This is a genomic window from Candidatus Microthrix parvicella Bio17-1 (assembly GCF_000299415.1).
GTDB lineage: Bacteria > Actinomycetota > Acidimicrobiia > Acidimicrobiales > Microtrichaceae > Microthrix > Microthrix parvicella.
In genome coordinates, this window is sequence record NZ_AMPG01000002.1 from 728,362 (window position 1) to 751,198 (window position 22,837).

Sequence of the window (22,837 nt, forward strand, 5' to 3'; positions counted from 1 at the left end):
TCCCGCCCACCGGCCAGGTGGCATTACCTTGCGGACCATGAGTCGAATCGAACTGACCGTCGACGTGAAAGCCGACGTGGCGTCCACCTGGGGCGTCCTTGCCGACGTGGGTCACCACGACCGCTGGATGGAGGATGCCGTGTCGATCCGCTTCGAGGGCAGCCGGCGTTCCGGGGAGGGCACCATCTTCTTCGCAGCGACCCGAGTCGGTCCGTTCCGAACAACCGACCGAATGGTGGTGACCGAATGGGTCGATGAGCAGCGCATGGCGGTGCGTCACGAGGGTGCGGTCACCGGCACCGGCGTCTTCTCGCTCGAGCCCCGAGACGGCGGCGGCACCACCGTGCGCTGGAGCGAGCAACTCGAGTTTCCGTGGTGGTTTGGCGGGCCGCCGGCCCAAGTGCTCGCCAGGCCGTTCCTCATGTGGGTGTGGCGACGCAACCTGTCCAACCTGGCCCGCCTCGTCGACGCCGGCCCCGCCGTCTAAACGCCCGCCTAGATCGCACCCATCCTGGCCGAGGCCGAAGCGATGGTGAGTCCGAAGAGGAACACGGCGCCCGCACCCACGATGGCCACCCGGGCCGATCTCGGCAGCTGAGACCTTGGAGCGGCAAACAGCACGACGCCCGCAACCACGCCGGCCACGAAGCCCCCGAGTTGGCCACCCACCGAGATCGAGCCCCGAAACGCCAATGTGACGACGACGTTCAACAACACCAGGCCACCCAAACCCGAACTCCACAGGTTCACCCCCTGGGTGATCTGCAGCACCACCAGCGCGCCCATCAACGCGAATCCGGCGCCCGACGCACCCACCGGGACGCCAAGTGGGTTCGACAGCCAGACCACGCCCAAGGCGCCACCCAACAGGCCCGCCATGTACAACGCCACCAGGCCGACCTTGCCGAGGCGGGCCTCCAGCGCCGAGCCGAACACCCAGATAAACAGCATGTTCATCGCGAGGTGGAACGGGCCGTCGTGCAGGAACGCGCCGGTGATCACCCGCCACCACTCCCCCGCCGCCACCGACGCCGTGTCGTCGGCAAACACGTACCAGGCCTCGACACCCCGCAGGTTGGCGGAGTAGATCACCGAAGCCACGAACGCAACCACGTTCAGCCCGATGATGACCTTGGTGGCGATGGGATCGTCGGCCCGCCGAACCGGCAAGGTGCGTTGTGCCCCGCTTCGGAGGCAGTCTGGGCAGTGAAAGCCGACAGAGGCCGACGTCATGCACGACGGACAGATGGGTCGATCGCAGCGTTGACACGCAACGGCGGCCGCTCGGTCGGGGTGGCGGGTGCAGGTGGCGGTGGATTCCATGGGACGCTCAAGCTTGGCGCACGAACGCCGATGGCGCCCATCGGTCGGGTCGCTGCTGAGAGGCTTCCTTGGAGCGCCGTGCCCGTGTGGGTCCCGACGGAAAGCAGGTTCAGCGCGCCGATCTGGCGAGCCAAGAACCGACTGGGCAGTAGGTGAACGCAGCGGCCGTGCGAAGCAAACCCAGGTGACGGTCAACACCAAAGAACCGCCGGTGACGCCCTTGACACACCAGCCAATATGAACTCCTGCTTACTCGCCGTTGTCGTGCGTCGTTCACACTGCAAACACCAACGCAGGCAACTGCGCCGGGCCAGAGCTAGAGTTGACGTTCAGCTTTCGAGGGAGAAGCCATAGAGTTTCGTCTGAGAAAATCTCTGGTGGGTGTCGCCTTGGTCGAGCACGTGGGCCTCCAACTGGACGGCGGGTCTCGACCCCACGGGCATCGGGTGGAACAGCAATCAGGCGGGTGCTCGATCAGCCGATATTTGATGTGTCGTTCTACAGGGTGATGGCACCACACCCGAGAGCCCATGTAGATCCGGCAAAAGGTTACGGGTCCTCCCAGCAACTCATGTCCAACGCGCTTTTCGTCTCACCAGACCATTCGCGTCAGGCCTTCCTCCACCGCGGCAGGGTGACCGGCGGGAGCGTTTGGCATAACTCTGCCGACAGCGTCCGTTCGACCGATGGGCAACTGGATCTCAACCCCGCATGGACCATGGACCTCATCGGGGGCGATTTCGGGCACCCCTCATTCTTTCCCCATGACGGCAAGTTGTTGTTGATGGGCACGCACCCCACCACGGACTCTTTCTCATATATCTCAAGTCCGGACGGACAAGCCTCGATCAACGCAGCAATGACGGCGCTGGGCGGCGGTCCCCATCAACTCGAGACGGTCGCGGCTCGACCCCCGGGTGGAGCCGCCCCCGGGAGGGGTGTCCTGCACCCGGTCGAGTCTCCACGGGTGCTCCGATGTCCCAGCCGGCAGCTGCTTCAACCAAGCCGTCACCTGGCTCGTCGAAACCGGCATCACCGGCGGCGCCGTTGCCGGCGCCCAAATGGCCATCCTTCGGTGGAGATGCAACGGCGGACCCACGCCCTAGAGGCCCGATGGCCTTGAAGTTTCCGGGCGTGCGGCTCCGCGCCTGGCGTGCTGCGCTGGTCGGCGTTGCGGTGGCTGTTCTCGTGGTCGGCCTCGTCGGTTCGTTGCGTTCTGAGCCGGACCAGCTACCGCTCACCAACGAACGAGCCGGGTCCGTGTGGGCAGCCGACCCCACGTCTACCACCGGAGATCCATCAGCCTCAGCAGATGACCTTGAACGGCCGTGGATGCGCCGTTTCACCACCGGTGAGCGTCCGCCCCAATTCGTCATATTCTCCTTTGACGGTGGAGGCTACGCCGACCGCTGGCGGCTTTTCCTCGACACCGCCAAAGCATCGCAGGCGACGTTCACGGTATTCATGACCGGCACCTACTTCGTCCCAGAGGCATCACGGACCGACTACACCCCGCCCGGCAACGAGCCGGGCAAGGCCGACGTCGCCTTCTCCAAAAGCGACGAGCAGTTGGCCACCCTGTTGACCAACCTCAACCGGGCCGTCAACGAGGGACACGAACTGGGCAGCCACGCTGTCGGGCACCTGTGCAAAGGCACCTCGAACGAGGTTGGAGCCACCTGGACCGCGACTCAGTGGGGCAAAGAACTGGACCAGTTCACCTCGCTTTTCCAACGCGCCAAAGACCGTGCACCCGAGCTGATCGGCGAGCCACTCCTCGCCGATCCCAACACGGTCGAGGGGTTCCGGGCACCATGTCTGGAATACAACCGGGAGGCGCTGATACCGGCGCTGGCCGATCGGGGTTACCGCTACGACTCAAGCGCCATCGCCACCGGTGTCGAATGGCCCACTCACGACGACGGTCTGTGGGAGTTTCCGATCTCAACGGTCTACTTCAACGGGGACCGCACCCTCACCCTCGACTACAACCTGTGGCTGAGGTTCAACGGCGGCAAGGACCGACCCGAAGTCGCCCCCGCCATGCGGGCTCGAACCACCGAGGTTTACGACACGGTCCTCGCCTCTGTCCTCGCTGGAAATCGTGCACCGCTGGTGATCGCAAACCACTTCAACAACTGGAGCGGCAACGCCTTCAACCCGGCTACCGCCGACTTCATGGCAGACGCGTGCCTGCGACCCGACGTCCAATGTGTGCCGTTCACCGTCGTGGTCGACTGGCTCGAGCTGCAAACACCCGACTACCTCAACAACATGAGAGCCGAACCCACCGGTCACATCGACATCCCAACGAATGGAGATACCGCGGCTGATGGCCTGCAAGGCACCCGCGCTCCCGAGGGAGCTTGAGGTTCTGTTGCGAACGGTCGAATCGCTGCTTGAGCCCAGCTTTAGCCCCAGGGGGACTCATGGGTCTCGGGCATGACGTTGGTGAGCTGATGCTCCAGCTCGAACACCCGCAACAGCGCATCGCGTGCCTCGCGCCCGGCCGGCAGCAGGCGGTGCACCTCGTCGACCGACGTGTAGCCCCCGACGAGATGGCTCACGACCCGCTCCTCCCACGAATCCGCCAACACGTCCAACTCGCGGTCACGCTCGAAGTCGTCCTCCAGGTAGTGCTCAGTCATCGTGCGGGCGGCCCGCCCCAATGACACGACCAGCCTGCCCAGGTCGCGCAGCGGCGACACGTTTTGACGGAGCTCCGAATACGGTCGACCGTCACCCTCAAAGTTGTGCGGGATCCAACCCTGCATGGTCTGTGCCACGTTGCCAAGGTGCAGGTTGCCGTGGGTTCGAATCGATCGACCGAGGTCTTCCGCGCCTTGCAAGCGCTGTAAGACGCCCTCCAGGCGGTCAAAACGGATTCGGCCCGACCCCAACCGGTGCAATGGGGCAAGCAGCAACTCGGCCCATGCCCCGCCATCGGCCGGTTCGCTCTCAAAGGTCGTCCCAAGCGCCACGTGCATCTCGGCAACACCGCGCCCGATCTGCTCCATCTCGTCGGCCACATCATTGCGCGCCAGACGCGGCGGTACCCGCGCCTCAAACAGTTGCCGCAGGCTGGCGGCGACCAGGTCGAGGCCATCCTGGCGGATACGAAGGCTTGAGCGAAGGGCAAGGGCCACCTGGCCGTTGCGCGTCACCTGCTCGGCGATCGGCGCCACCCTCCCCACCTCGGCGCGGGCCATGGCGGCGGGCAGTTCCACATCGGGGTTGGGCAGGTCGCTCACCTGCCGATGGGCTTTGATCTCCCATCGCACATCGATCAGCACCGTCGGCGAGATGCCTCCCCACGGCAGAACCGTCAGCGCATCGGGCGCCACTGCGGTGTCGACGACGTGGGGCATCAGCGCCCTGATGGCGCTGAGCGCCCCCGCCCGCCAGGCCATGGCTTCGAACACCACCAGCGTTCGCCCATCCACCTCGACTTCACCGATGACCGCATCGGGGTCGATGTCCGATGGCACCTCGGTGCGCACGGCGACGATCAGGCGATACCGCTCGGCAACACCGCCGCCAAACATTGCCCGCACGTCCACCCAGCCAATGGCCGGATCGCGAACGATCGTCTCGGTGTCCAGCACCTCCACGCCCAGCAGCGTGGCCGCCGACCTGGACAGCCAGGTCTGCCGTCGCAGCCAACCGGGCAACACCCGTGCAAGCGACGCAGCGAACCCGCTGTCGATGACCTGCATCAGCGGCCGCTGAAGTGGGCCTGGCCGGGGCCGTGTTGTTGAAACGACCCGACGCCGATGGCCGCGTCGCTGGTTGAGAACACCGCAGCGAAGGCATCTTCCTCCACGTCGAGTCCTCGCTCGAGGGTGCCCTCCATCCCCTTGGAGATGGCCAGCTTGGACAGGGCGATGGCCCGACGGGGCCCGCACGCAAACGAGGTGGCCAATTCCAACGTGCGTTGACGCAGGTGATCGTGGGGCACCACCTCGTTGACCAACCCCATGCCAAGCGCCTCGGATGCGTCCACCTGACGTCCGGTGAACACCAGGTCCTTTGCCCTTGACGGCCCGATCAGCCGGGCCAGCCGCTGCGTGCCGCCGCCGCCGGGGATGATGCCCAGCAGGATCTCGGGCTGTCCGAACCGCGCCCGTTCCGACGCGATGCGCAGATCGGCCGCCAGCGCCAGCTCGCACCCGCCGCCCAGTGCGTAGCCGGAAACCTCCGCCAGTACTGCGCAGGGGAGGGCCTCCAATGCCCGGCTCGCTCGACGAAACGCCTGAGCAATCGACCGCACGGCATCGGTGTCCACCAAGGTCACCGCGTCGTCAGCCCCTTCGTCGGAGGCGACGAACTGGTCGATATCGGCACCGGCAGCAAAGAGCTTGGGCCCGCCCGTCAGCACGACCGCGCCGGGTGGATCCTTGGCCCATTCCGCGGCGGCGTCGCCAATGGCGTCCAGCACCCGGTTGGACAACGCGTTCACTTTGCCATTGCGAAGGGTGGCGATCACCACGTCGTCGTCGGTTCGCTCCACAAGAAGCGGAGCGTCGGCCTCGGCCATCTCATGGACTCCTTGGTTGATGGACCCCGGAAAGCTACCCGCTTGCGGGCTTCACAACCCGACCAGGCGAGCGAGCAGCCGGGCGATCCCTCCGGACTCAGTCGTTCCGGCGGCGTTTGAGGACAACCACAACGACACCGGCCCCAATCAGGGCTAGGCCGAGCAGCAGCAAACCTTGGGGTTGGGCACCCGTCGTGGCGAGCCCTCCCTGACTCGCTCCGGCCTGACCCATCGAGCCGGGAGCGCCAGGGGTTCCCCCCGATTGGGTGGCTCCACCCACCTGGGCTGCCGGCTGAACAGGTGCTTGCGCCGGCTGCGCCTGGGTTGCCGGGGTCACCAGTGGCGGTGGCGCCGGTGCGTTGGTGACCGACACCTGCGGCTGAGTGACCGACACCTCCGGCTGAGTGACCGACACCTGCGGTTGAGTCGCCTGGACCGGCAACACGTCCGACGGTGTCGTCGTTGCAGGCGTCGTCGGCGACGGCGCGGTTTGGGCCGGCACGGAAGCGGTCGTGGCCACCTCGGGCGTGGTTGAGGTGGCCGTGGTTGAGGTGGGCGTGGTTGAGGTGGTCGTGGTGCTGGTCGTGGTGATGACGGTGGTGGTGGTGGTGGTGGTTGAACTCACCGCCGTGCCGGACGGCGGGAGGTATGGGGGTGCGGCTGTCGTTGTCGATGGGCTTGAGGTCGTCGTCGAAACGGTCGTGGTCGAGGTGCTGGTGGTCGTGGACTGTTCGCATTGTGAGATCAGTTGGGCGTCGATCGCCTGCTGGGCCAGCAGGGCCATCGCCAGCATGCCGGTCACGGTGGGGTGATAGATGTTCAGTACCGACACCCACGGGTCACTTGAGCACAGGTCATGACCCACGCTGGGGGTGTAGGTGTCCACGTAGTGCAAGGTGGCACCTGCGGCGGAGGCGCGCATGGCGATCTCCTCGTTCAGCGCCAGCTGGACCGCTCGAAGGTCGGTGCGCTCGGGGCTGGAGACCACCAGTGACGTCGGCATGCAGCTGAGCGTCCACGCCGGGCCGGTCGGTGATGCCGGCAACAGGTCGGGGTAACCCAGCACAAAGATCTCGGCATTGGGCGCAGCGGCGGCGGCGTCGGACATGGCCTGCTGAATATCATCGCCGACCGGTCCGGAGATCTTGTTCATCAGGTCCGGCATGCCCGGACCGCCATAAGCGTCCCGACAGTCGCCATCGGTGGCGCAATCGGTGATGATGTCGGTGAACCCCAGGTCGTTACCGCCGATGGTGAAGGTGACGACGTCGGTATCCTCCGACAAGGCATCCAACTGGCGGGGGTTGGAGCCGTTCTGGGCCGTGTAGAAGTCGCGTGTCCGCGCTCCTGCGCAGCTGACGTCGGTGAACGTACCGAACTGGGCGGACTGCTGGATTCGAACCGGGTAGCTGTACTCGGACGAGCGGTCACATGGACCTGCGGCGTCGGGCAGCCCGTAGCCGCTGCTGTAGGAGTCGCCCAGCGCGACGTACTCCAGGTCGGCGGCAACGTCACACGGTTCGGCCGCCGCGCCGGTAACCAGGCCGAGCACGACCACAATGCTCGCCAGGCCCACCGAGCCCAGGCCGGTGACCACCGTTCGGACTCGACCTCGCTTCGCATTCCATCCACCGAAACCCATCGACTCGCTCCTGCCCGTCGCAGACCATCAGCTGAAGATCCGGACCCAGTGTGCCACCTTTCACATGCCATGGTCACCCTCGGCAGGCATCAATCGTCGGTCAGCTGCTGAGCCAGACGCTCGATCAACCTGCTCGCGGCTGCCCACGGGTCGGTGTGCGCCTCCTCCACCTCTGCACGCAGCGCCCCGCCCCAGCCGGTGGCCAACAGGTCGTCCAACGCTCGACCCACTCGTGCCACGGCCACCTCGCGCAGCCGCTGGGATCGTTGGGCGGAACGCCGACGGTCAAGTTCACCGGTGGCGTGCTGGTGGGCGACATGGGCCTCCAGCGCATCGGCCAACTCGGCCACGCCCTCGCCGGTGGTTCCAACGGTGGACACCACGGGTGGCCGCCACTGCGCCGGGCCATCGTCATGGCCTCCGGACAGATTAAGCATGGATTCCAGATCGGTCACCGTGTCGCGGGCGCCATCGCGGTCGGCCTTGTTGACCACAAAGATGTCCGCGATCTCCATCAGCCCGGCCTTATTGGCCTGAATGGCGTCGCCCCACCCCGGGTTGACCACCACCACCGTGGTGTCCGCCGAGTCGACGATGTCGGTCTCCACCTGTCCCACCCCGACGGTTTCCACAATGACGAGATCCCGTCCGGTGGCACCCAGGACGGCGATGGCATCGTTGGTGGCACCGGTCAAGCCGCCAAGGTGACCGCGTGTGGCCATGGAACGGATGTAGAGACCGTCAGCGCCGGCGACGTCGCCCATGCGCACCCGGTCGCCCAGGATGGCGCCGCCCGAGAACGGGCTCGATGGGTCGATGGCCAAGACGGCGACCGACCTGCCACGGGCCAGCAACTCCGCGCACAGCGTTGCGTTCAGGGTGGACTTGCCGGCGCCGGGCGCCCCGGTGATGCCCACTGTGAGCGCCCGGTCCGGGGCCCGGTCTCCCGGCTCACGATCTTGCTGAGCGCGGTGGTGGCGTGCCCGGGACCAGCCGGCGCGAACCAGGGCCGAGCCTGCCGCGCCACCGCGTTCCACCACCGACAGCGCTCGGGCCAGCGCCCGGCGGTCGCCGGCGTCGGCGAGGTCCAACAGTTGTTCGGGGTCGGTGGGCAGCGTTGCCATGGGGGTGGTCCTGTGCGATCTTTCGTTCAACTACGGCGAACGCCACTTAGAGCGTGACTGCGGTGCCGCACATCTCCTGCGTCGTCTCGTCGCATGCCGGGACCCACTCGACCGAGCGCACCGCGGGCACTCGGTCCGCCAGGATACGCGCCACCCCGGCGGACGGCGCACCTGACGCGCTGCCTGAGGAGGAGTGCCCGGGACAGGCCGCACACGATCCGACGAGGGACAAACGCACCACACCGGTCGCCTCGTCGAGGTCGAACAACATGAGGTCGGCGCCGTCGGCCTGCACGAGTGGGCGCAGGTCCACCAGTACTCTGTCGACTGCTTCTCTCACGTCACCTGCTCCAACACCGTCGGGTGGACGGCATTCTACCCCGCCATGTGAAACACCTCACCACCACCCGCACGCTGTCCCGCGCATCAGCCGACGCATGGGCCGCGCCCCGCGACGACCTCATGGTGCTCGAAGAACGCCAGGACGACGGCACGCTGGCCGCGTTGGACGGGCCCTGGCGACACTGGTCACGTCGGGTCACCATCGAGCCGGTCGGCCCTGGCGACGACGACGAAACGGTGCGGCTCACCGAAGAGGTCCGCTTCGCCTCGGCCATTCCGGTCTTCGGGCCCGCCTTCGTGCCGCTGATCACATCCAGCCTGCGCAGGGGGCCGATGCGGCCGGGCAAGGTCCCATGGTGGAGCCCACCCGCCCGCATGGACCCCGAATCGGTGTCCGCCCTGACCGCGGCCTGCCTCATCGGCATCTGTGCCGGGTTCCTCTCAACGGTGGTCACCCGGGTGCTCACCTTCGCCGCCGACGACTTCGGCATCACCACCACCGGGCCGCAGTCCACCGCTCTGGCGGTCATTCGCTCCGGGGTGGTGATCACGTTGGCGATCATGGCCCTGGCCGACCGACAGGGGCGACGGCGCCTGGCGCTGGGTTCGTTGTGGGTGGCCGCAGGCGCGTGCGCGTTGTGCGCGTTCAGCCCTGGCCTGGGTGCGTTCACCGGGGCCCAGGTGCTCACCAGAAACCTGTCCGGAGCGGCGGTCTTGCTGGCCAACGTGTTGGTGGCCGAGGAGGTGCCCAGCCGGGTTCGGGCCTACTCGGTGGGCCTGCAGTCCATGTCGTTTGCGCTCGGTGCCGGCCTGGTCCTCGTATTGTTGCCGCTGGCCGACCTCGGCCTGTGGGGCTGGCGGTTGGTGTGTGCAGGGGCGGTGCTGTTGGTGCCGCTGGTGATGGCCGTTGCCCGGCACCTGCCCGAATCGAAGCGCTTCGAGACCGCCCACGTCGATCCGGCGACAGCACCCAGGGAACGCTTCTCGATGCGGAGGCTGTGGGTGCTGGTGGCGCTGGCGTTGGCCATCAATGTGTTTGCCGCTCCTGCCACCCAGTTGCAGGCCGATTTCCTGAAGACGGACCGGGGCTTCTCGGCGCTCTGGGTCACGCTCTTCATCATCGGCACCAACACACCGGCCGGCCTGGGGGTGGTGTTGGGTGGGCGCTGGGGCGACTCGTGGGGCCGCAAGCCGGTGGCCGCCATCGGCATGGTGGGCTACGCCACCACCGCTGTGATGTTCATGGTCTCGGGGGTGCCCATGTGGCTGGCCTCCCTGTTCTCGGCGGTGGTGGGCGGCCTGGCGGTGGCCACCATCGGCGTGTACGGACCCGAGATGTTTCCCACCGCCAGACGCGGCCTGGCCAACGGGTTGCTGTCCGCAGCCGCTCTTGCCGGCGGGCTGGTCGGGCTGCTGCTGGCCGGGCAGCTCGCGGACACCTGGGGGTACGGGCCGACCTTCGCGCTGCTGGCCATCGGGCCGCTCCTCGCCGCTGCGATCGTGCTCACCCTCCTCCCGGAGACCGCCGGGGTCTCCCTGGAGGAACTGAATCGCGATCCAAGCGCCGCGCCACCTTCCTGAGCGTGGCCACCGGCAGAGCGTCGGTGTCGACCCGGGGTACCTTGCAGCCGTGACCGACACCAGCGACCACAGCGCCTTCGACCTGGCATTCCATTGGGACCCGATGTGCCCGTTCGCCTGGCTGACCTCCAAGTGGGTGGACCAGGTGGTCGAGCAACGTGGATTCAGCGTCGACTGGCGTCTGATCTCCCTTCGTATGCTGAACGCCGACGTCAACTACGACTCGACGTTCCCGCCCGAGTACATCGAGGGCCACACCGCCGGGCTTCAGCTGTTACGGGTGGCGGCTGCGGTGAGGAACGCGGAGGGGCCAACGCCCATGCGCCCGTTGTACCGGGCGATGACGGCACCGCTCTTCGAGTGCCCACCTCCCGGCGACGGGAGGACGATCCCGCCCGCAGCGGAGCCCGACCGCGTGCGCAGCCTGTTGGAGGCGTGCGGCCTTTCGTCGAGCTACGCCGACGCCCTCACCGACGAGCGCTGGGACAAGGTCATCGAGGCGGACACCGAAGCGGCGCTTGCGTCCACCGGCCGCGACGTGGGCACGCCCATCATCCGCTATCAACCGCCGGACGGGCCCGCCTTCTTTGGGCCGGTGATCAGCCGGGTTCCCGACGAGGACGAAGCCGGACCTCTTTGGGACGCCGTGTTGTACCTGGCGCAGTTCCCCGGGTTCGCCGAGTTGAAGCGAAGCCTGCGTGAACCGCCGAACCTGCCGGTCTTTGGCCCCTCCCCCGGAGACGAAGGCTGACCGCGCGCGGCGCTGCAACGGCCAACCCCATCGCCGCGTACGCTGTGGCGATGGGGACACGGCGCCTGCTTGGACGCATCACTCTCGCCGTTGGCATCCTCGCACTTCTGGCGTCCGTGGCCGGTTGCGGCGGCGGTGACAGCGAGGTCGTCGACGAGGGTCCACAACCCAGGGCACCCATGGTCAACGCGCCGTCCCTGCCGATCGAGGGCATCGCGGCCTCCGCCGTCGCCACCGGCGTCCCCACCTGGCGCAGCTACGTGGCGACCGGCAAGGAGGACCTGGCGTCGGTCCCGGTGTTCAAAGCACCGGGCGGCGAGCAGATCGCCACCGTGCCCAACCGAACGAACGACGGGTTTCCCGCTGTGTTTCTGGTTCGCAGGTTGGATGTACCCGGGCCTGACGCAACGGTGTGGCACGAGGTGTGGCTCCCGATTCGCCCCAACGGTAGTCACGGCTACGTCCGTGGCGACGACGTCACGCTCAGCTACCACGACTACAAGCTGCGGGTGAACCTGTCGGATCACCGCCTCAGCCTGTACACCGCCGGTCAGCTCACCACCACCTACCCGGTGGGTGTCGGGCAGGACCGTACGCCCACTCCCGGAGGCACCTTCTACACCAAGGAACTCTTGCAACCGACCAATCGAGGTGGCCCGTACGGCACGTTCGCGTATGGCCTCTCGGGCTTCTCCAACACCTTGACATCTTTTGCGGGCAGCGACGGGGTGGTCGGCATTCATGGCACCGATCAACCTGACACGGTGGGCACCGACGTGTCAGCCGGCTGCATCCGCATGAACAACGCCGACATCAACGAGCTTGCCCGGCGCCTGCCGCTTGGTGTTCCCGTCGAGATCGTGGCCTAACGAGCCACACGCCCAACCTGCCCGCGGTCGGTCTCAGCAGGTCAGCAGGTCAGCAGGTCAGCAGGTCAGCCATGTGGCGATCCGACCGGCCACATCGGCATTGTCGGCCTTTCGTTTCAGCTCGTGGCGACCACCCTCCACCCACTCGACGCTCACCGGGCCGCTCACCAACGCGTGCGCCCTCCGCAGCTCCTGCGGCGTACCGAACGCATCGAGATCCCCCGAGACGAACAGGGTGGGCACTGCGACGGCCTCAAGATGGGCTGTGCGGAGGGTTTCGGGCTTTTTGGGTGGATGCAGGGGGTAGGAGACCAGCACCAGCCCGGCAGCCTTCACGGCCCCTTCGGCCAGAGCCATCGATGCCATGCGCCCACCCATCGACCGACCGCCGATCACCAGCCGCGACGGGTCGGTGTCCCATTGCTCGGCCGCTCGATTGACCGCATCCACCACCTCGACGATCAGCTTGGGTGCGCGGTCGGGGAACCGACGGCCTTCGGACCGGTAGGCGAAGTCCACTCGGCTCACCGGGAGGGGGGCAACCGCCTCCTCGATGACCAGCAGGCTGGGGTGATCGGCGCCCGACCCGGCGCCCGGAAAGAGCACCAGGCCGTCCACATCCATCAGCTACGACCGCTGCTCAACCGGTGGTGGCCAACAGCACCCGCCTGGCCTCCGACAGGTCGCTGATCCGGCCGGCCGCGCCGATGGTGGCACCGCCGTGATCCGGATGCGCCTCGGTGACCAGGCGCCGAAACGACACCTGCACCGCCCGCCGGGTGAGCTCGCCGTCGGCGTCGAATCCCAAGAGGTTGCGAGCCCAGGTCTCCGGGTCGGCCAGCGCCGAGAGTTGCGATCCGTTGCGGCGGCCGGTGACCAGTGCCGCAAACCCGGCATCGACATCCCCAGGCCAACGCAAACCCACCCGGATTGCACCAAACACGCCCCGACGATCGGCCATCGGCAACTGGGCCGCCGCGTAGAGCGCGCACAACACGTGCTGCTCCGCGGTACCGGTGTGATCATCGATATCGAATTGCAGTCGGTCGTCCACCACCGACAACTGGTGGTAGCACCGCTGCAGCCCGATCCGGTCGGTCTGAAAACGGTGCCGAAGCCGAGGCTGGGTGATCCGCTGGCCGGATTCAAGTTGGGTGATCAGGTGCAGTTGCTCGTCGAGTAGATCCGGATGGATCCGGTCCGAAAAATGGGCAACCACGCCGGCGAGCAACAGGCCACCGGCACCAGGCGATGGATGCGACGGCAGGTTTGATTCGCCGAGCGCCACCCTGCGGGTAGGAGCGAATGGGCGGGAGATGAATATCTCCTGCTCGGCTACGCGCACCGGGGCAACCTAACGCGTGCCAACGATTCAGATCACGCGCGGCTACCCACCAGCCGCTGTGTCCTCACACCAGCCGCACCAGCCGGTTGCGCAATTGACCGGCCCGTTCGGCAAAGGGCAGCCGGGCGCTCACAGAATCGGGGGGTTCGGCGGGCGACCCACCATCAACATCACCCTCCCCCAGGGTCCCTTCATCCTCGTCGGACCCGGCGGTTCCGACAGCCTCATCGATCTCGTCGGCCTCGTCGGCCGGCTTCGACGCGACGACGTCGGCGTCAATCTCGTCACGCAGGTCGCCCGCCCGCTCCACCAGATCCCGCCACTGCGCAGCATCGAAGCCAAAGGGCACCGCCAGGCGGTCCATCCGTTCGGCGGCCTCCACCACATCCAGACGCGCTCCCGGGATCTTTGGGCTGTCCTTGAGCCGGTCGACCGCCGCATAGAGCTGCGTCAACAGGTCCTGCACCTCGGTGCCCTCGGCCTCCTCAAACACCTCGTCGGGGTCCGGCATGGCCGCGACGATGGCATCCACCGCATCCTCATCGGCCGCCGCCACGTGCAGGTCCGCCAGGTCGTCCCAACCGCAGGCGATTCCGGCCACCAGCAGGGACTCGGCCAGGGAATCGCGAAGCACCCGCGGCCACTCCCCCACCTCGTACACCACCTGATCGGCATCGGCCGGCAGGTGGGCCTCGCCAACCCCAAGATCTGTCAGCGCCTCCTCGACCAGATGCTCGTCCAGCAGTCCGACCACCAATTCGGGTCCCTGCCAGACCCGGTCGATCGAGCGTTCCCCCAACGCAGCATCGAGGTCGGCCCGGCTGTCGCGGTCCCAGGTACCGCAGTCGAACAAGAGCCGTGCGTCGGACAACCGTTGCACCTGCGGCCGGGCCAGGACGCCCGACGGTGCGTCGGCATCGACCATGACGGCATCAACAATGCCTGCTTCATCGTCAACGACGTCGTCGGCCTCCTCCGGATCGACATCGGGCTCGTCGGTGGAGGTCGGGGAATTCTTGCGGCGTAGCACGGATCGAGTCTTCCAGTCCCAGCTACGCCATGCACCACCCAAGGCGCGGGCCGACGCGGCCCAGCTTCCGACGCGGCGGCCGGCGCAACTAGGTTGGCTGCCCATGACCGACCCACAGGCCCCCGACCGCAACCTCGCCATGGAGCTCGTCCGGGTGACCGAGGCAGCGGCCCTGGCCGGGGCCCGGTGGCTGGGCCGGGGCGACAAGAACGCCGCCGACGGCGCCGCCGTTGATGCCATGCGCATCATGTTGGCCACGGTGCAGATGAAGGGCGTGGTGGTCATCGGCGAGGGCGAGAAGGACGAGGCGCCCATGCTTTTCAACGGCGAGGAGGTTGGCAGCGGCGATGGGGCCGGAGCCGACATCGCGGTCGACCCGATCGATGGCACCACGCTGACCGCCCTCGGGCGCCCCAACGCACTCTCGGTCATCGCCGTCTCCGATCGCGGCACCATGTTCGACCCGGGTCCCTGCGTGTACATGGAGAAGATCGCCGTGGGTCCCGAGGCCGCCGACGTGATCGATATCACCCAGTCCGCCACCGAGAACATCAACCGGGTGGCCGAGGTCAAGGGTTCCAAGCCCGGGGATATCACCGTTGTGGTGCTCGACCGGCCCCGTCACGACGACCTGGTGGCCGAGATTCGCTCCACCGGCGCACGCATCCACTCGATCTCCGACGGCGACGTGGCCGGGGCCATCGCCACGGCCTGGCCCACCTCATCGGTCGACATCCTCTTCGGCATCGGCGGCACCCCGGAGGGCGTCATCTCCGCCGCCGCCATGAAGTGCCTGCGGGGAGCCCAGCAGGGCCGCCTTTGGCCTCGCAACAACGACGAGCGCGCCGCCGCCGAGGCGGCTGGGTACGACCTGTCCAAGGTCCTGACCCAGGACGACATGGTGCGGGGCGACAATTGCTTCTTCGCGGCGACCGGCATCAGCGACGGCGAACTCCTCGACGGCGTGCAGTTTTCGCCCTCTGGGGCCAAGTCGCAGTCATTGGTCATGAGGTCCACGTCAGGCACCGTCCGCCTGGTGGAGACCCACCATCGGGCCGACCAGATGCACGTCTAAAGCGACGCGTCGGCGGGGATCCCCCTGATCACGTCGCGGTCTGCTCAGCGCCGTTCACAGTGGTGATGGTCACCGTTCAGCATAAGTGGAGGATGCCCGATATGAACCTCGCGATCGACAACTACCGGATCAATCCCGAATCCCAGGTGATGCTGGCGGATTGGGCCGGCGACGACGACGGTGGGCTGGACAAGTCGGACACCAAGGCCGCCACGGCCGCGCTGTCCGAGCGCCTGGTCGAACTGCAGCACCTCCTCTTTGCGCAGGGCAAGCACCGGCTCCTGGTGGTCATCCAGGCCACCGACACGGGCGGCAAGGACTCCACCATCCGCCGGGTGTTCGGCCCCCTCAACCCCGCGGGGGTTCGGGTGACCGGGTTCAAGAAGCCATCCGACCAGGAACTGGCCCACGATTACCTGTGGCGTGTCCACGCCCACACTCCGGCGGCCGGGCAGATTGCCGTGTTCAACCGCAGCCACTACGAGGACGTATTGGTCGTTCGAGTGCACAATCTCGTGCCGGAGGCCCAGTGGAAGCTTCGGTACCAGCACCTGCGGGAGTTCGAGCGTCTCTTGAGCGATGAGGGCACCACCATCGTCAAGCTGTTCCTCCACATCACACCCGACGAGCAACGCCGGCGACTGCAGGACCGGGTGGATGATCCCACCAAGTGGTGGAAGTTCAACCGGGCGGACCTTACCGAGCGGGAGCGGTGGGACGACTATCAGGCTGCGTACTCCGACATGCTGGCCCGAACGTCCGAGCCGGTCCCATGGCATGTGATCCCGGCCAACCACAAATGGTTCAGGGATCATCTGATCAGCACGATCCTCGTCGACACCCTTGAGGGACTCGACCTGGCCTACCCCGAGCCGGACGAGGACCTCACCGGCCTGACGATCAGCTGAGCGTCATGGTCGGTCCGGCCACCCTGCTCGTCAGCCAACCGCCGCCCCGCCAACCGGGATGTTGTCGGCTACGAAGTCACCGGTGGCCGCTCCCCCGAGGTCACGGTCGATTCGCTCGTCGTAGGTGACCTTGCCGCTCAGCTGCGGCTCGCCTACGGCCTTCAACGCCAGATGGACAAGTTCCACCACGTCGAAACGGCGGTGCATCTCGGTTTCGGCCACCATCTCCTCGACGATTCGAACCACGTGCCCACGGATTCGGTCATCCAAATTGCCCACCTTCTCCGCCAACTTCAGGCGACCACCCCCCACCACCTCCACCTCGATGTCGACCGGATCCGGCGGCTCGGTGTCGACCACGAGAGAAAGCGGGCGCACCACGCTGCTGGTCAGCACCAACGGGAAGCGGCCTGTCACCCGGTAGCTCTCCTTGGTGACCTTCAGGTTGAGCCGCAACGAAAGGTCGAGGTGCACGTCGGCCCGATGGCGGCGGAGGGTCGACATCTCTTCGACACCCAGCTCGATGGATTGGATGTCGCCCACCGTTGCCGAACCTCGGACCGACGCTGTGATCGGGCCAATGCTCTCCTTCACCTTGAGCTGATCGGGCAGGAGCGCTTGAAGCCGAGGGCCGATCACCTCCGGCACCAGCACCAGTTCGGCGAAGGCGTGCCCAAACTCGGCGAAGTCCATGACCGACTCGGGCGTTACCTGCTTCCCCGTGGGCTTGCCGGCCATGATGCTCCTGCCCCACCGTTGGGCCCCTTCATCGCTGAAGCGGCCGCTGTCTGTGACGAACGTCGCCCAGCGTACCGGCGCCGCCACACGGCGTAGAGGCCCAAGGTGCCAATCCGCGATCACTGAGACTTTTCGCTCCAGGCGATCAGCCTCGGCCAGCAGGGAGTGCTCAGACGCCCAGCTCGGCGGCCTTCGCATCGATGCCCTGGCGCTCGGCCCCGATGGTGGTGCTTTCACCGTGACCGGTATGCACCACCGTCTCGTCCGGCAAAGCCATCAGACGGTCACGAATCGAGGCGACGATGGTTGGCTCGTCGGAATAACTGCGGCCGGTGGCGCCGGGCCCTCCACAGAACAGCGTGTCGCCGGTGAACACCGCACCGCTGCCCGCATCGTGGAAACAGCAACACCCCGGGGAGTGCCCCGGCGTGTGCATCACCCCCAACTCGTGGCCGGCCACCTTGAACGACCCACCCTCGGCCAGCTGCCGGTCGGGCGAGTCGTCGGGCCACACGACGTCCCACAGCATCGAGTCGGCGTCGTGGAGCCAGATCGGCGCATCGACGGCGTCCCGCAGCGGGACCGCGGCGTTGATGTGATCGTTGTGCCCGTGGGTCAACACGATGCCCCGCACCTTGCGGCCGTTCACCGCGTCGACGATCGCCCGGTGATCGTGTGCTGCATCGAAGACCAGCACCTCGCGGTCGTCGCCGACCAGCCAGATGTTGTTCGTCACCTCCCACTCGCCGCCGTCGAGGGCGAAGATTCCGTCGGTGGTGATCAGTTCAATGGCCATGGGCCCACCGTAGCGACGGCCCAGCTGGGCGGCCACACGGCGCTTCGGCCAACCGCCCGCTTCCAGCCAAAACGCGAGGTTCCCCCCTTCTGCACCCAGCGGAGCACGTTAGGGGGGAACCTCGACGCAGGAAGGGTTGTCGACCGGTGGATCCTGCCAGTCGGGCGCTAGCGCTTGGCGGCCTCGGCGACGGCGATGCGCACCTCGGCCCGGCGCAACGCGCCCTTGGCTTGTTCGTCGTCCTCCGAGGTGCGGAGTACGTCCTCGGCTCGACCCTTGGCCTCTTGGGCACGCTTCAGGTCGATGTCCTCTGCCAGTTCGGCCATATCGGACAGCACGGCCACTTTGGTGTTGCCCTCACCGGTCGGGGTCACCTCGACAAAGCCGGAGTGCACGGCGATCTGGCGCTCGGGCTCGCCATCGGCGACCACCCGAACCACACCTGTGGCGAGCGCCCCGATCATCGGGATGTGGCCTTCCATGAAGGCGGCGTCGCCCTCGAGGGTTCGGGCGATCACCATGTTGGCCTCGCCGGACCACACGATGGCCTCCGGGGAGACCAACTCAACCTGCAACGTCATGATCAGCCGTTCTTCTTCAGGTCGTCGGCCTTCTTCATGGCATCCTCGGCGCCGCCAACGTTGAGGAACGCCTGCTCGGGCAGATGATCGAGGTCGCCGTTGACCAGCATCTCGAAACTCTCGATCGTCTCTTCAACCGGCGTGAAGATACCGGGCAGGCCGGTGAACACCTCGGCGACGAACATCGGCTGGGAGAGGAACTTCTCGATCTTGCGGGCCCGGTCGACCGTCACGCGGTCCTCTTCGGACAGCTCGTCGAGGCCGAGGATGGCGATGATGTCCTGCAGCTCGTTGTAGCGCTGCAGCGACTCCTGCACCTGACGGGCCACGTTGTAGTGGCGGTCGCCGACCACCTGCGGGTCGAGGATCGTCGAGGTGGACGCCAACGGGTCGACCGCCGGGTAGATGCCCTTGGCGGCGATGTCACGGTTCAGCTCGGTCGTGCCGTCGAAGTGGGTGAACGACGTGAACGGCGCCGGGTCGGTGTAGTCGTCCGCAGGCACGTACACGGCCTGCAGCGAGGTGATCGACTTGCCGCCGGTCGAGGTGATGCGCTCCTGGAGGGCGCCCATCTCGTCGGCCAGCGTCGGCTGGTAGCCCACGGCGGAGGGCATGCGGCCCAACAGCGTGGACACCTCCATACCCGCCTGGGTGAAGCGGAAGATGTTGTCGACGAACAGCAGCACGTCCTGGCCCTGCACGTCACGGAAGTACTCGGCCATCGTCAGCGCCGACAGTGCCACCCGCAGGCGCACGCCCGGCGGCTCGTCCATCTGGCCGAAGCACAGGGCGGCCTTGGTGAGCACCGACTGGTCGGTGCCGCCCAGCATGGTCTCGCCCATCTCGATCAGCAGGTCGGTGCCCTCACGGGTGCGCTCGCCCACACCGGCGAACACCGACACACCACCGTGGTTGGAGGCCACGCGGTTGATCATCTCGGTGATCAACACGGTCTTACCCACGCCGGCACCACCGAACAGGCCGATCTTGCCGCCCTGAAGGTACGGCGTCAGAAGGTCGAGCACCTTGATGCCGGTCTCAAACATCTGGGCCTTCGGCTCCAGGGTGTCGAACGCCGGCGGCCGACGGTGGATCGGCCAGCGCTCGGTCGCCTCGATCGACTCAACGTCGAGCGGCTGTCCGATGACGTTGAACACGTGACCGAGGACGGCATCGCCGACCGGCACGGTGATCGGGCCACCGGTGTTGCGCACCTCGGTGCCACGGGTCAGGCCGTCGGTCGGCTTCATGGCCACCGCACGCACTCGGCCCTCGCCGATCTGCTGGGCGACCTCGGCCACCACCGTGACCTCGTCGTCACCAATGGTGAGGTCGAACTCCAAGGCGGTGTTGATCTCGGGGATCGCACCGGCGGGGAACTCCACGTCGACCACCGGGCCGGCGATGGCCACGATCTTGCCCGAGGGCAGATCGGTGGCTGGGTCGTTGGTATCTACGATGGGCTCGGTTGCGGTCATCGGGGCTCCTGGGTGTTCGTGGGAGAAGGGGTGAGTGCGAAGGTTGGTGAGTGGTTCGTGGCGCCGCGAGGCACTACGTGTGCATCCGGTGATTGAAGTGCTCGTGAGTAACGTGCTCGAAGGCCAGATGCTGGGCGGCCAGGTGATGGGCGGTGTCGCCGTCGTCCCCCTGATCGTCGCTCAGCGCCTCGGCGCCGGAGATGATCTCGGAGATCTCGGTGGTGATGGCATCCTGGCGCACCTGGTTCATCTTGCGGGTGAGCCGCAGGATCATGTCCTCGGCGTTGTCGGTGGCCGACTTCATGGCCCGCTGGCGGCTGGCGTGTTCGGAGGCTGCGGCATCGAGCAGCGCCGAGAACAGACGGCTTTCGACGTAGCGGGGCAGCAACGCCTCAAGCACACCGGCGGCGTCGGGCTCGAACTCGAATCCGGCCCTGGCCTCGGCGTCGCCCGCCTCTCCAATCGTCTCGCTGGACTGCAACGGCAGAAATCGACGCACCCGGGGCTTCTGGGTGCCCATGCTGACAAACTCGGTGTACGCCAGGATGATTCGATCGACACCCTGTTCGAGGAACATCGATGACACCGTGCGGGCCACCTCACGGGCGTCGTGATAGGTGGGCGTGTCCGAAATGCCCTCGAACTCCGAATGGATCGTGTAGCCGCGGAAGCGGAAGTACGAGCTGGACTTCTTGCCCACGCACACCAGGCGATACTCGCGGCCCTCGGAGCGGGCGGCCTGGATCTCGCGCTCTGCGGCCCGGATCACCGATGCGTTGTAGGCGCCGGCAAGGCCGCGGTCGGAGGCGAGCACCACCACACCCACCACCTTGGGGTCGTCCACCTGGGCCAACAACGGGTGATCCACCGAGGCGCCCTGTGCCGAAAGGTCCTGAATGACCTGGGTGATCTCGGTGGCATACGGGCGCGCGTCGCGGGCCCGCATCTGGGCCTTGGTCACCCGGGTGGCCGAGATCAGCTCCATGGCCCGTGTGATCTTCTTGGTGTTGCCGACGCTGCCGATGCGACGTCGCAACACTCGTTCCTGTGCGCCTGCCATGGATCAGCCCTGTCGCTTGGAAGCCGGAGTCGGCGCGTCGCCCCGCGCCATGTCCTCTTCGGGCAACGTGATGTCGGAGTCAACCAGCTTGGAGGCGGCTGCGGCCTGCGCTTCGGCGTCCGGTTCGTGGTCGCCGTCGGCGCCCGGGTCGAACTCCTCGGTGAACCGCTTGATGCCGGCTTCCAACACGCTCTCATCGGCGATCTTGCCGCTGCTCTTGATGTCGTCGAGCAGGTCGGAGTGACGGGCTCGGAAGTACTCCAACAGCTCCTCGGCAAAGCGCTGCACCGACTCCACCGGTACACCGTCGAGGTGGCCGCGGGTACCGGCGTACAGCACCACCACCTGCTCCTGCACCGGCATCGGCTCGCCGACGCCCTGCTTCAACAACTCGGTGAGGCGATAGCCCCGCTCCAGCTGGGCTTTGGACACGGCGTCCAGATCGGAACCGAACGCAGCGAAGCTCTCCAGCTCACGGAACTGCTGAAGGTCGGACTTCAGCGTGCCGACTGCGGTCTTCATGGCCTTGATCTGCGCAGCAGAGCCCACTCGTGACACCGAGATGCCCACGTCGATGGCGGGCCGAACGCCCGAGCGGAACAGGTCTTCCTGGAGGAAGATCTGACCGTCGGTGATCGAGATCACGTTGGTCGGAATGTAGGCCGACACGTCGCCCGCCTTGGTCTCGATGACCGGCAGGGCGGTCAGGCTGCCCGCACCGCGCTCGTCCGAGAGCTTGGCGGCCCGCTCCAGCAGGCGGCTGTGCAGGTAGAACACGTCGCCGGGGTATGCCTCACGGCCCGGCGGGCGGCGGAGCAGCAGCGCCATCTGGCGGTAGGCCTCAGCCTGCTTGGAGAGGTCGTCGTAGATGGCGAGGGCGTGGCCTGAGTTGTCCATCCAGTGCTGGCCCATGGCGCAACCGGCATACGGGGCAAGGTACTTGAACGGCGCCTGGTCGGATGCGGGGGCCACCACCACCACCGTGTACTCCATGGCACCGGCGGCCTCGAGACGGGCCACGGTTTGGGCGACGGTTGAGGCCTTCTGGCCGATCGCCACGTAGATGCAGTTCACGCCCAAACCGGCCTGGTTGAGGATCGTGTCGATGGCCACCGTGGTTTTGCCGGTCTTGCGGTCGCCGATGATCAGCTCGCGCTGGCCTCGACCGATCGGGATCAGCGAGTCGATCGACTTGATGCCGGTCTGAAGCGGCTCGCCTACGGGCTGACGACCGGTGATGCCCGGGGCCTGAATCTCCATGCGGCGCTGGGTGACGTTGGTGAGCGGACCCTTGCCGTCGATCGGGTCGCCCAGGGCGTTGACCACCCGGCCGAGCATGCCGTCACCGACCGGAACGGACAGGATCTCGCCGGAGGCCCGAACGGTGTCGCCCTCGGCCACCTCGTCGGCCTCGCCCAGCACCACGGCGCCAATCGAGTCCTCGTCGAGGTTCAAGGCCAGGCCGCGCACGCCGCTCTCGAACTCCAGCAGGGCGTTCACCGGGCAGTTCGGCAATCCGGAAATACGAGCGATGCCGTCACCCACCTCGGTCACCCGGCCAACCTGGCTCTCGGTCAGCTCGGGAGCGAAGCCCTCGAGGTTGGTTCGGATGGCATTGGTGATCTCGGCGGGATCAAAGAGCTGGGTCACGGGTGAG

General features: G+C 66.9%; 22 protein-coding genes. 7 read left to right on the forward strand and 15 right to left on the reverse strand.

Translation table 11 applies throughout. From position 1 onward, the window contains the following. Positions 1 to 37: 37 nt before the first annotated feature. Positions 38 to 487, forward strand: a complete 450-nt coding sequence (locus MPARV_RS21270; protein WP_012222670.1) for an SRPBCC family protein — start codon at positions 38 to 40, stop codon at positions 485 to 487. An 8-nt stretch (positions 488 to 495) separates the two neighbouring features. Here the strand turns inward: MPARV_RS21270 and MPARV_RS0111510 are convergent, their stop codons facing one another. After that, positions 496 to 1,233, reverse strand: a complete 738-nt coding sequence (locus tag MPARV_RS0111510; RefSeq protein ID WP_162143555.1) for a rhomboid family intramembrane serine protease — start codon at positions 1,231 to 1,233, stop codon at positions 496 to 498. 1,203 nt (positions 1,234 to 2,436) lie between these two features. Here MPARV_RS0111510 and MPARV_RS0111520 point away from each other — a divergent pair. After that, on the forward strand, positions 2,437 to 3,693 hold the full coding sequence (locus MPARV_RS0111520) for a polysaccharide deacetylase family protein (protein WP_020378346.1): 1,257 nt from the start codon (positions 2,437 to 2,439) through the stop codon (positions 3,691 to 3,693). A 41-nt stretch (positions 3,694 to 3,734) separates the two neighbouring features. On the opposite strand, the gene MPARV_RS0111525 is transcribed toward MPARV_RS0111520, so the two are convergent. The 5 genes from MPARV_RS0111525 to MPARV_RS0111545 all read right to left on the reverse strand — a co-directional run bounded on the left by MPARV_RS0111525 (position 3,735) and on the right by MPARV_RS0111545 (position 8,966). Further along, complete coding sequence (locus tag MPARV_RS0111525) at positions 3,735 to 5,039, reverse strand: maltokinase N-terminal cap-like domain-containing protein (protein WP_020378347.1); 1,305 nt, start codon at positions 5,037 to 5,039, stop codon at positions 3,735 to 3,737. Next, positions 5,039 to 5,860, reverse strand: coding sequence for an enoyl-CoA hydratase/isomerase family protein (locus MPARV_RS0111530; protein ID WP_020378348.1), 822 nt, complete (start codon positions 5,858 to 5,860; stop codon positions 5,039 to 5,041). The genes MPARV_RS0111525 and MPARV_RS0111530 overlap by 1 nt, the downstream gene beginning before the upstream one ends. Before the next feature lie 97 nt (positions 5,861 to 5,957). After that, positions 5,958 to 7,502 (reverse strand): SGNH/GDSL hydrolase family protein, encoded by a 1,545-nt coding sequence (locus tag MPARV_RS22745; protein ID WP_051011974.1) that lies wholly within the window; start codon positions 7,500 to 7,502, stop codon positions 5,958 to 5,960. Between the two features lie 89 nt (positions 7,503 to 7,591). Then, entirely contained in the window at positions 7,592 to 8,626 is a 1,035-nt protein-coding gene (gene meaB, locus MPARV_RS0111540; protein WP_012222655.1) for a methylmalonyl Co-A mutase-associated GTPase MeaB, read from the reverse strand. A gap of 46 nt (positions 8,627 to 8,672) precedes the next feature. Beyond that, positions 8,673 to 8,966, reverse strand: coding sequence for a NifU family protein (locus MPARV_RS0111545; RefSeq protein WP_081582253.1), 294 nt, complete (start codon positions 8,964 to 8,966; stop codon positions 8,673 to 8,675). 23 nt (positions 8,967 to 8,989) lie between these two features. On the opposite strand from MPARV_RS0111545, the gene MPARV_RS0111550 reads away from it, so the two are divergent. The 3 genes from MPARV_RS0111550 to MPARV_RS0111560 are packed head-to-tail and all read left to right on the forward strand — an operon-like array spanning position 8,990 to position 12,169. Further along, positions 8,990 to 10,549, forward strand: coding sequence for an MFS transporter (locus tag MPARV_RS0111550; RefSeq protein ID WP_012222651.1), 1,560 nt, complete (start codon positions 8,990 to 8,992; stop codon positions 10,547 to 10,549). A gap of 49 nt (positions 10,550 to 10,598) precedes the next feature. After that, positions 10,599 to 11,300, forward strand: a complete 702-nt coding sequence (locus MPARV_RS0111555; protein ID WP_020378352.1) for a mycothiol-dependent nitroreductase Rv2466c family protein — start codon at positions 10,599 to 10,601, stop codon at positions 11,298 to 11,300. A 50-nt stretch (positions 11,301 to 11,350) separates the two neighbouring features. Then, positions 11,351 to 12,169 (forward strand): L,D-transpeptidase, encoded by an 819-nt coding sequence (locus MPARV_RS0111560; protein WP_020378353.1) that lies wholly within the window; start codon positions 11,351 to 11,353, stop codon positions 12,167 to 12,169. Between the two features lie 57 nt (positions 12,170 to 12,226). Here the strand turns inward: MPARV_RS0111560 and MPARV_RS0111565 are convergent, their stop codons facing one another. The 3 genes from MPARV_RS0111565 to MPARV_RS0111575 form a co-directional block, all read right to left on the reverse strand. Then, positions 12,227 to 12,793 (reverse strand): alpha/beta hydrolase family protein, encoded by a 567-nt coding sequence (locus tag MPARV_RS0111565; protein WP_012222645.1) that lies wholly within the window; start codon positions 12,791 to 12,793, stop codon positions 12,227 to 12,229. Between the two features lie 16 nt (positions 12,794 to 12,809). Beyond that, positions 12,810 to 13,514, reverse strand: a complete 705-nt coding sequence (locus MPARV_RS0111570; RefSeq protein WP_012222644.1) for a hypothetical protein — start codon at positions 13,512 to 13,514, stop codon at positions 12,810 to 12,812. 64 nt (positions 13,515 to 13,578) lie between these two features. Continuing rightward, positions 13,579 to 14,544, reverse strand: a complete 966-nt coding sequence (locus MPARV_RS0111575) for a hypothetical protein (protein ID WP_020378355.1) — start codon at positions 14,542 to 14,544, stop codon at positions 13,579 to 13,581. 103 nt (positions 14,545 to 14,647) lie between these two features. On the opposite strand from MPARV_RS0111575, the gene glpX reads away from it, so the two are divergent. Further along, complete coding sequence (gene glpX, locus MPARV_RS0111580) at positions 14,648 to 15,619, forward strand: class II fructose-bisphosphatase (protein WP_012222641.1); 972 nt, start codon at positions 14,648 to 14,650, stop codon at positions 15,617 to 15,619. A gap of 101 nt (positions 15,620 to 15,720) precedes the next feature. Next, positions 15,721 to 16,527: a polyphosphate kinase 2 family protein gene (locus tag MPARV_RS0111585; protein WP_020378356.1), complete on the forward strand. Its 807-nt coding sequence runs from the start codon at positions 15,721 to 15,723 to the stop codon at positions 16,525 to 16,527. A gap of 30 nt (positions 16,528 to 16,557) precedes the next feature. Here MPARV_RS0111585 and MPARV_RS0111590 read toward each other — a convergent pair whose 3' ends face one another. From MPARV_RS0111590 to atpA, 6 genes are all read right to left on the reverse strand, one after another. Further along, on the reverse strand, positions 16,558 to 17,265 hold the full coding sequence (locus tag MPARV_RS0111590) for a hypothetical protein (RefSeq protein ID WP_157789575.1): 708 nt from the start codon (positions 17,263 to 17,265) through the stop codon (positions 16,558 to 16,560). 169 nt (positions 17,266 to 17,434) lie between these two features. Then, positions 17,435 to 18,061: an MBL fold metallo-hydrolase gene (locus MPARV_RS0111595; protein WP_012222620.1), complete on the reverse strand. Its 627-nt coding sequence runs from the start codon at positions 18,059 to 18,061 to the stop codon at positions 17,435 to 17,437. A 167-nt stretch (positions 18,062 to 18,228) separates the two neighbouring features. Further along, positions 18,229 to 18,642: an ATP synthase F1 subunit epsilon gene (gene atpC, locus MPARV_RS0111600; protein WP_012222618.1), complete on the reverse strand. Its 414-nt coding sequence runs from the start codon at positions 18,640 to 18,642 to the stop codon at positions 18,229 to 18,231. A 2-nt stretch (positions 18,643 to 18,644) separates the two neighbouring features. Beyond that, positions 18,645 to 20,120: a F0F1 ATP synthase subunit beta gene (atpD, locus tag MPARV_RS0111605; RefSeq protein WP_012222616.1), complete on the reverse strand. Its 1,476-nt coding sequence runs from the start codon at positions 20,118 to 20,120 to the stop codon at positions 18,645 to 18,647. Positions 20,121 to 20,193: 73 nt separating this feature from the next. Beyond that, entirely contained in the window at positions 20,194 to 21,180 is a 987-nt protein-coding gene (locus MPARV_RS0111610) for a F0F1 ATP synthase subunit gamma (RefSeq protein WP_012222614.1), read from the reverse strand. 3 nt (positions 21,181 to 21,183) lie between these two features. Beyond that, positions 21,184 to 22,830, reverse strand: a complete 1,647-nt coding sequence (atpA, locus tag MPARV_RS0111615; protein WP_020378359.1) for a F0F1 ATP synthase subunit alpha — start codon at positions 22,828 to 22,830, stop codon at positions 21,184 to 21,186. Between the last annotated feature and the right edge of the window lie 7 nt (positions 22,831 to 22,837).

What these genes read in the sequence shown, in the direction of transcription:
- MPARV_RS0111610 (WP_012222614.1), bottom strand. Translation starts at nt 21,180, where the DNA reads ATGGCAGGCGCACAGGAACGAGTGTTGCGACGTCGCATCGGCAGCGTC.
- atpD (WP_012222616.1), bottom strand. Translation starts at nt 20,120, where the DNA reads ATGACCGCAACCGAGCCCATCGTAGATACCAACGACCCAGCCACCGAT.
- meaB (WP_012222655.1), bottom strand. Translation starts at nt 8,626, where the DNA reads ATGGCAACGCTGCCCACCGACCCCGAACAACTGTTGGACCTCGCCGAC.
- MPARV_RS0111590 (WP_157789575.1), bottom strand. Translation starts at nt 17,265, where the DNA reads ATGGCCGGCAAGCCCACGGGGAAGCAGGTAACGCCCGAGTCGGTCATG.
- MPARV_RS0111560 (WP_020378353.1), top strand. Translation starts at nt 11,351, where the DNA reads ATGGGGACACGGCGCCTGCTTGGACGCATCACTCTCGCCGTTGGCATC.
- MPARV_RS0111585 (WP_020378356.1), top strand. Translation starts at nt 15,721, where the DNA reads ATGAACCTCGCGATCGACAACTACCGGATCAATCCCGAATCCCAGGTG.
- MPARV_RS0111565 (WP_012222645.1), bottom strand. Translation starts at nt 12,793, where the DNA reads ATGGATGTGGACGGCCTGGTGCTCTTTCCGGGCGCCGGGTCGGGCGCC.
- MPARV_RS0111520 (WP_020378346.1), top strand. Translation starts at nt 2,437, where the DNA reads ATGGCCTTGAAGTTTCCGGGCGTGCGGCTCCGCGCCTGGCGTGCTGCG.
- MPARV_RS21270 (WP_012222670.1), top strand. Translation starts at nt 38, where the DNA reads ATGAGTCGAATCGAACTGACCGTCGACGTGAAAGCCGACGTGGCGTCC.
- atpC (WP_012222618.1), bottom strand. Translation starts at nt 18,642, where the DNA reads ATGACGTTGCAGGTTGAGTTGGTCTCCCCGGAGGCCATCGTGTGGTCC.
- MPARV_RS0111525 (WP_020378347.1), bottom strand. Translation starts at nt 5,039, where the DNA reads ATGCAGGTCATCGACAGCGGGTTCGCTGCGTCGCTTGCACGGGTGTTG.
- MPARV_RS0111595 (WP_012222620.1), bottom strand. Translation starts at nt 18,061, where the DNA reads ATGGCCATTGAACTGATCACCACCGACGGAATCTTCGCCCTCGACGGC.
- MPARV_RS0111530 (WP_020378348.1), bottom strand. Translation starts at nt 5,860, where the DNA reads ATGGCCGAGGCCGACGCTCCGCTTCTTGTGGAGCGAACCGACGACGAC.
- glpX (WP_012222641.1), top strand. Translation starts at nt 14,648, where the DNA reads ATGACCGACCCACAGGCCCCCGACCGCAACCTCGCCATGGAGCTCGTC.
- MPARV_RS22745 (WP_051011974.1), bottom strand. Translation starts at nt 7,502, where the DNA reads ATGGGTTTCGGTGGATGGAATGCGAAGCGAGGTCGAGTCCGAACGGTG.
- MPARV_RS0111510 (WP_162143555.1), bottom strand. Translation starts at nt 1,233, where the DNA reads ATGACGTCGGCCTCTGTCGGCTTTCACTGCCCAGACTGCCTCCGAAGC.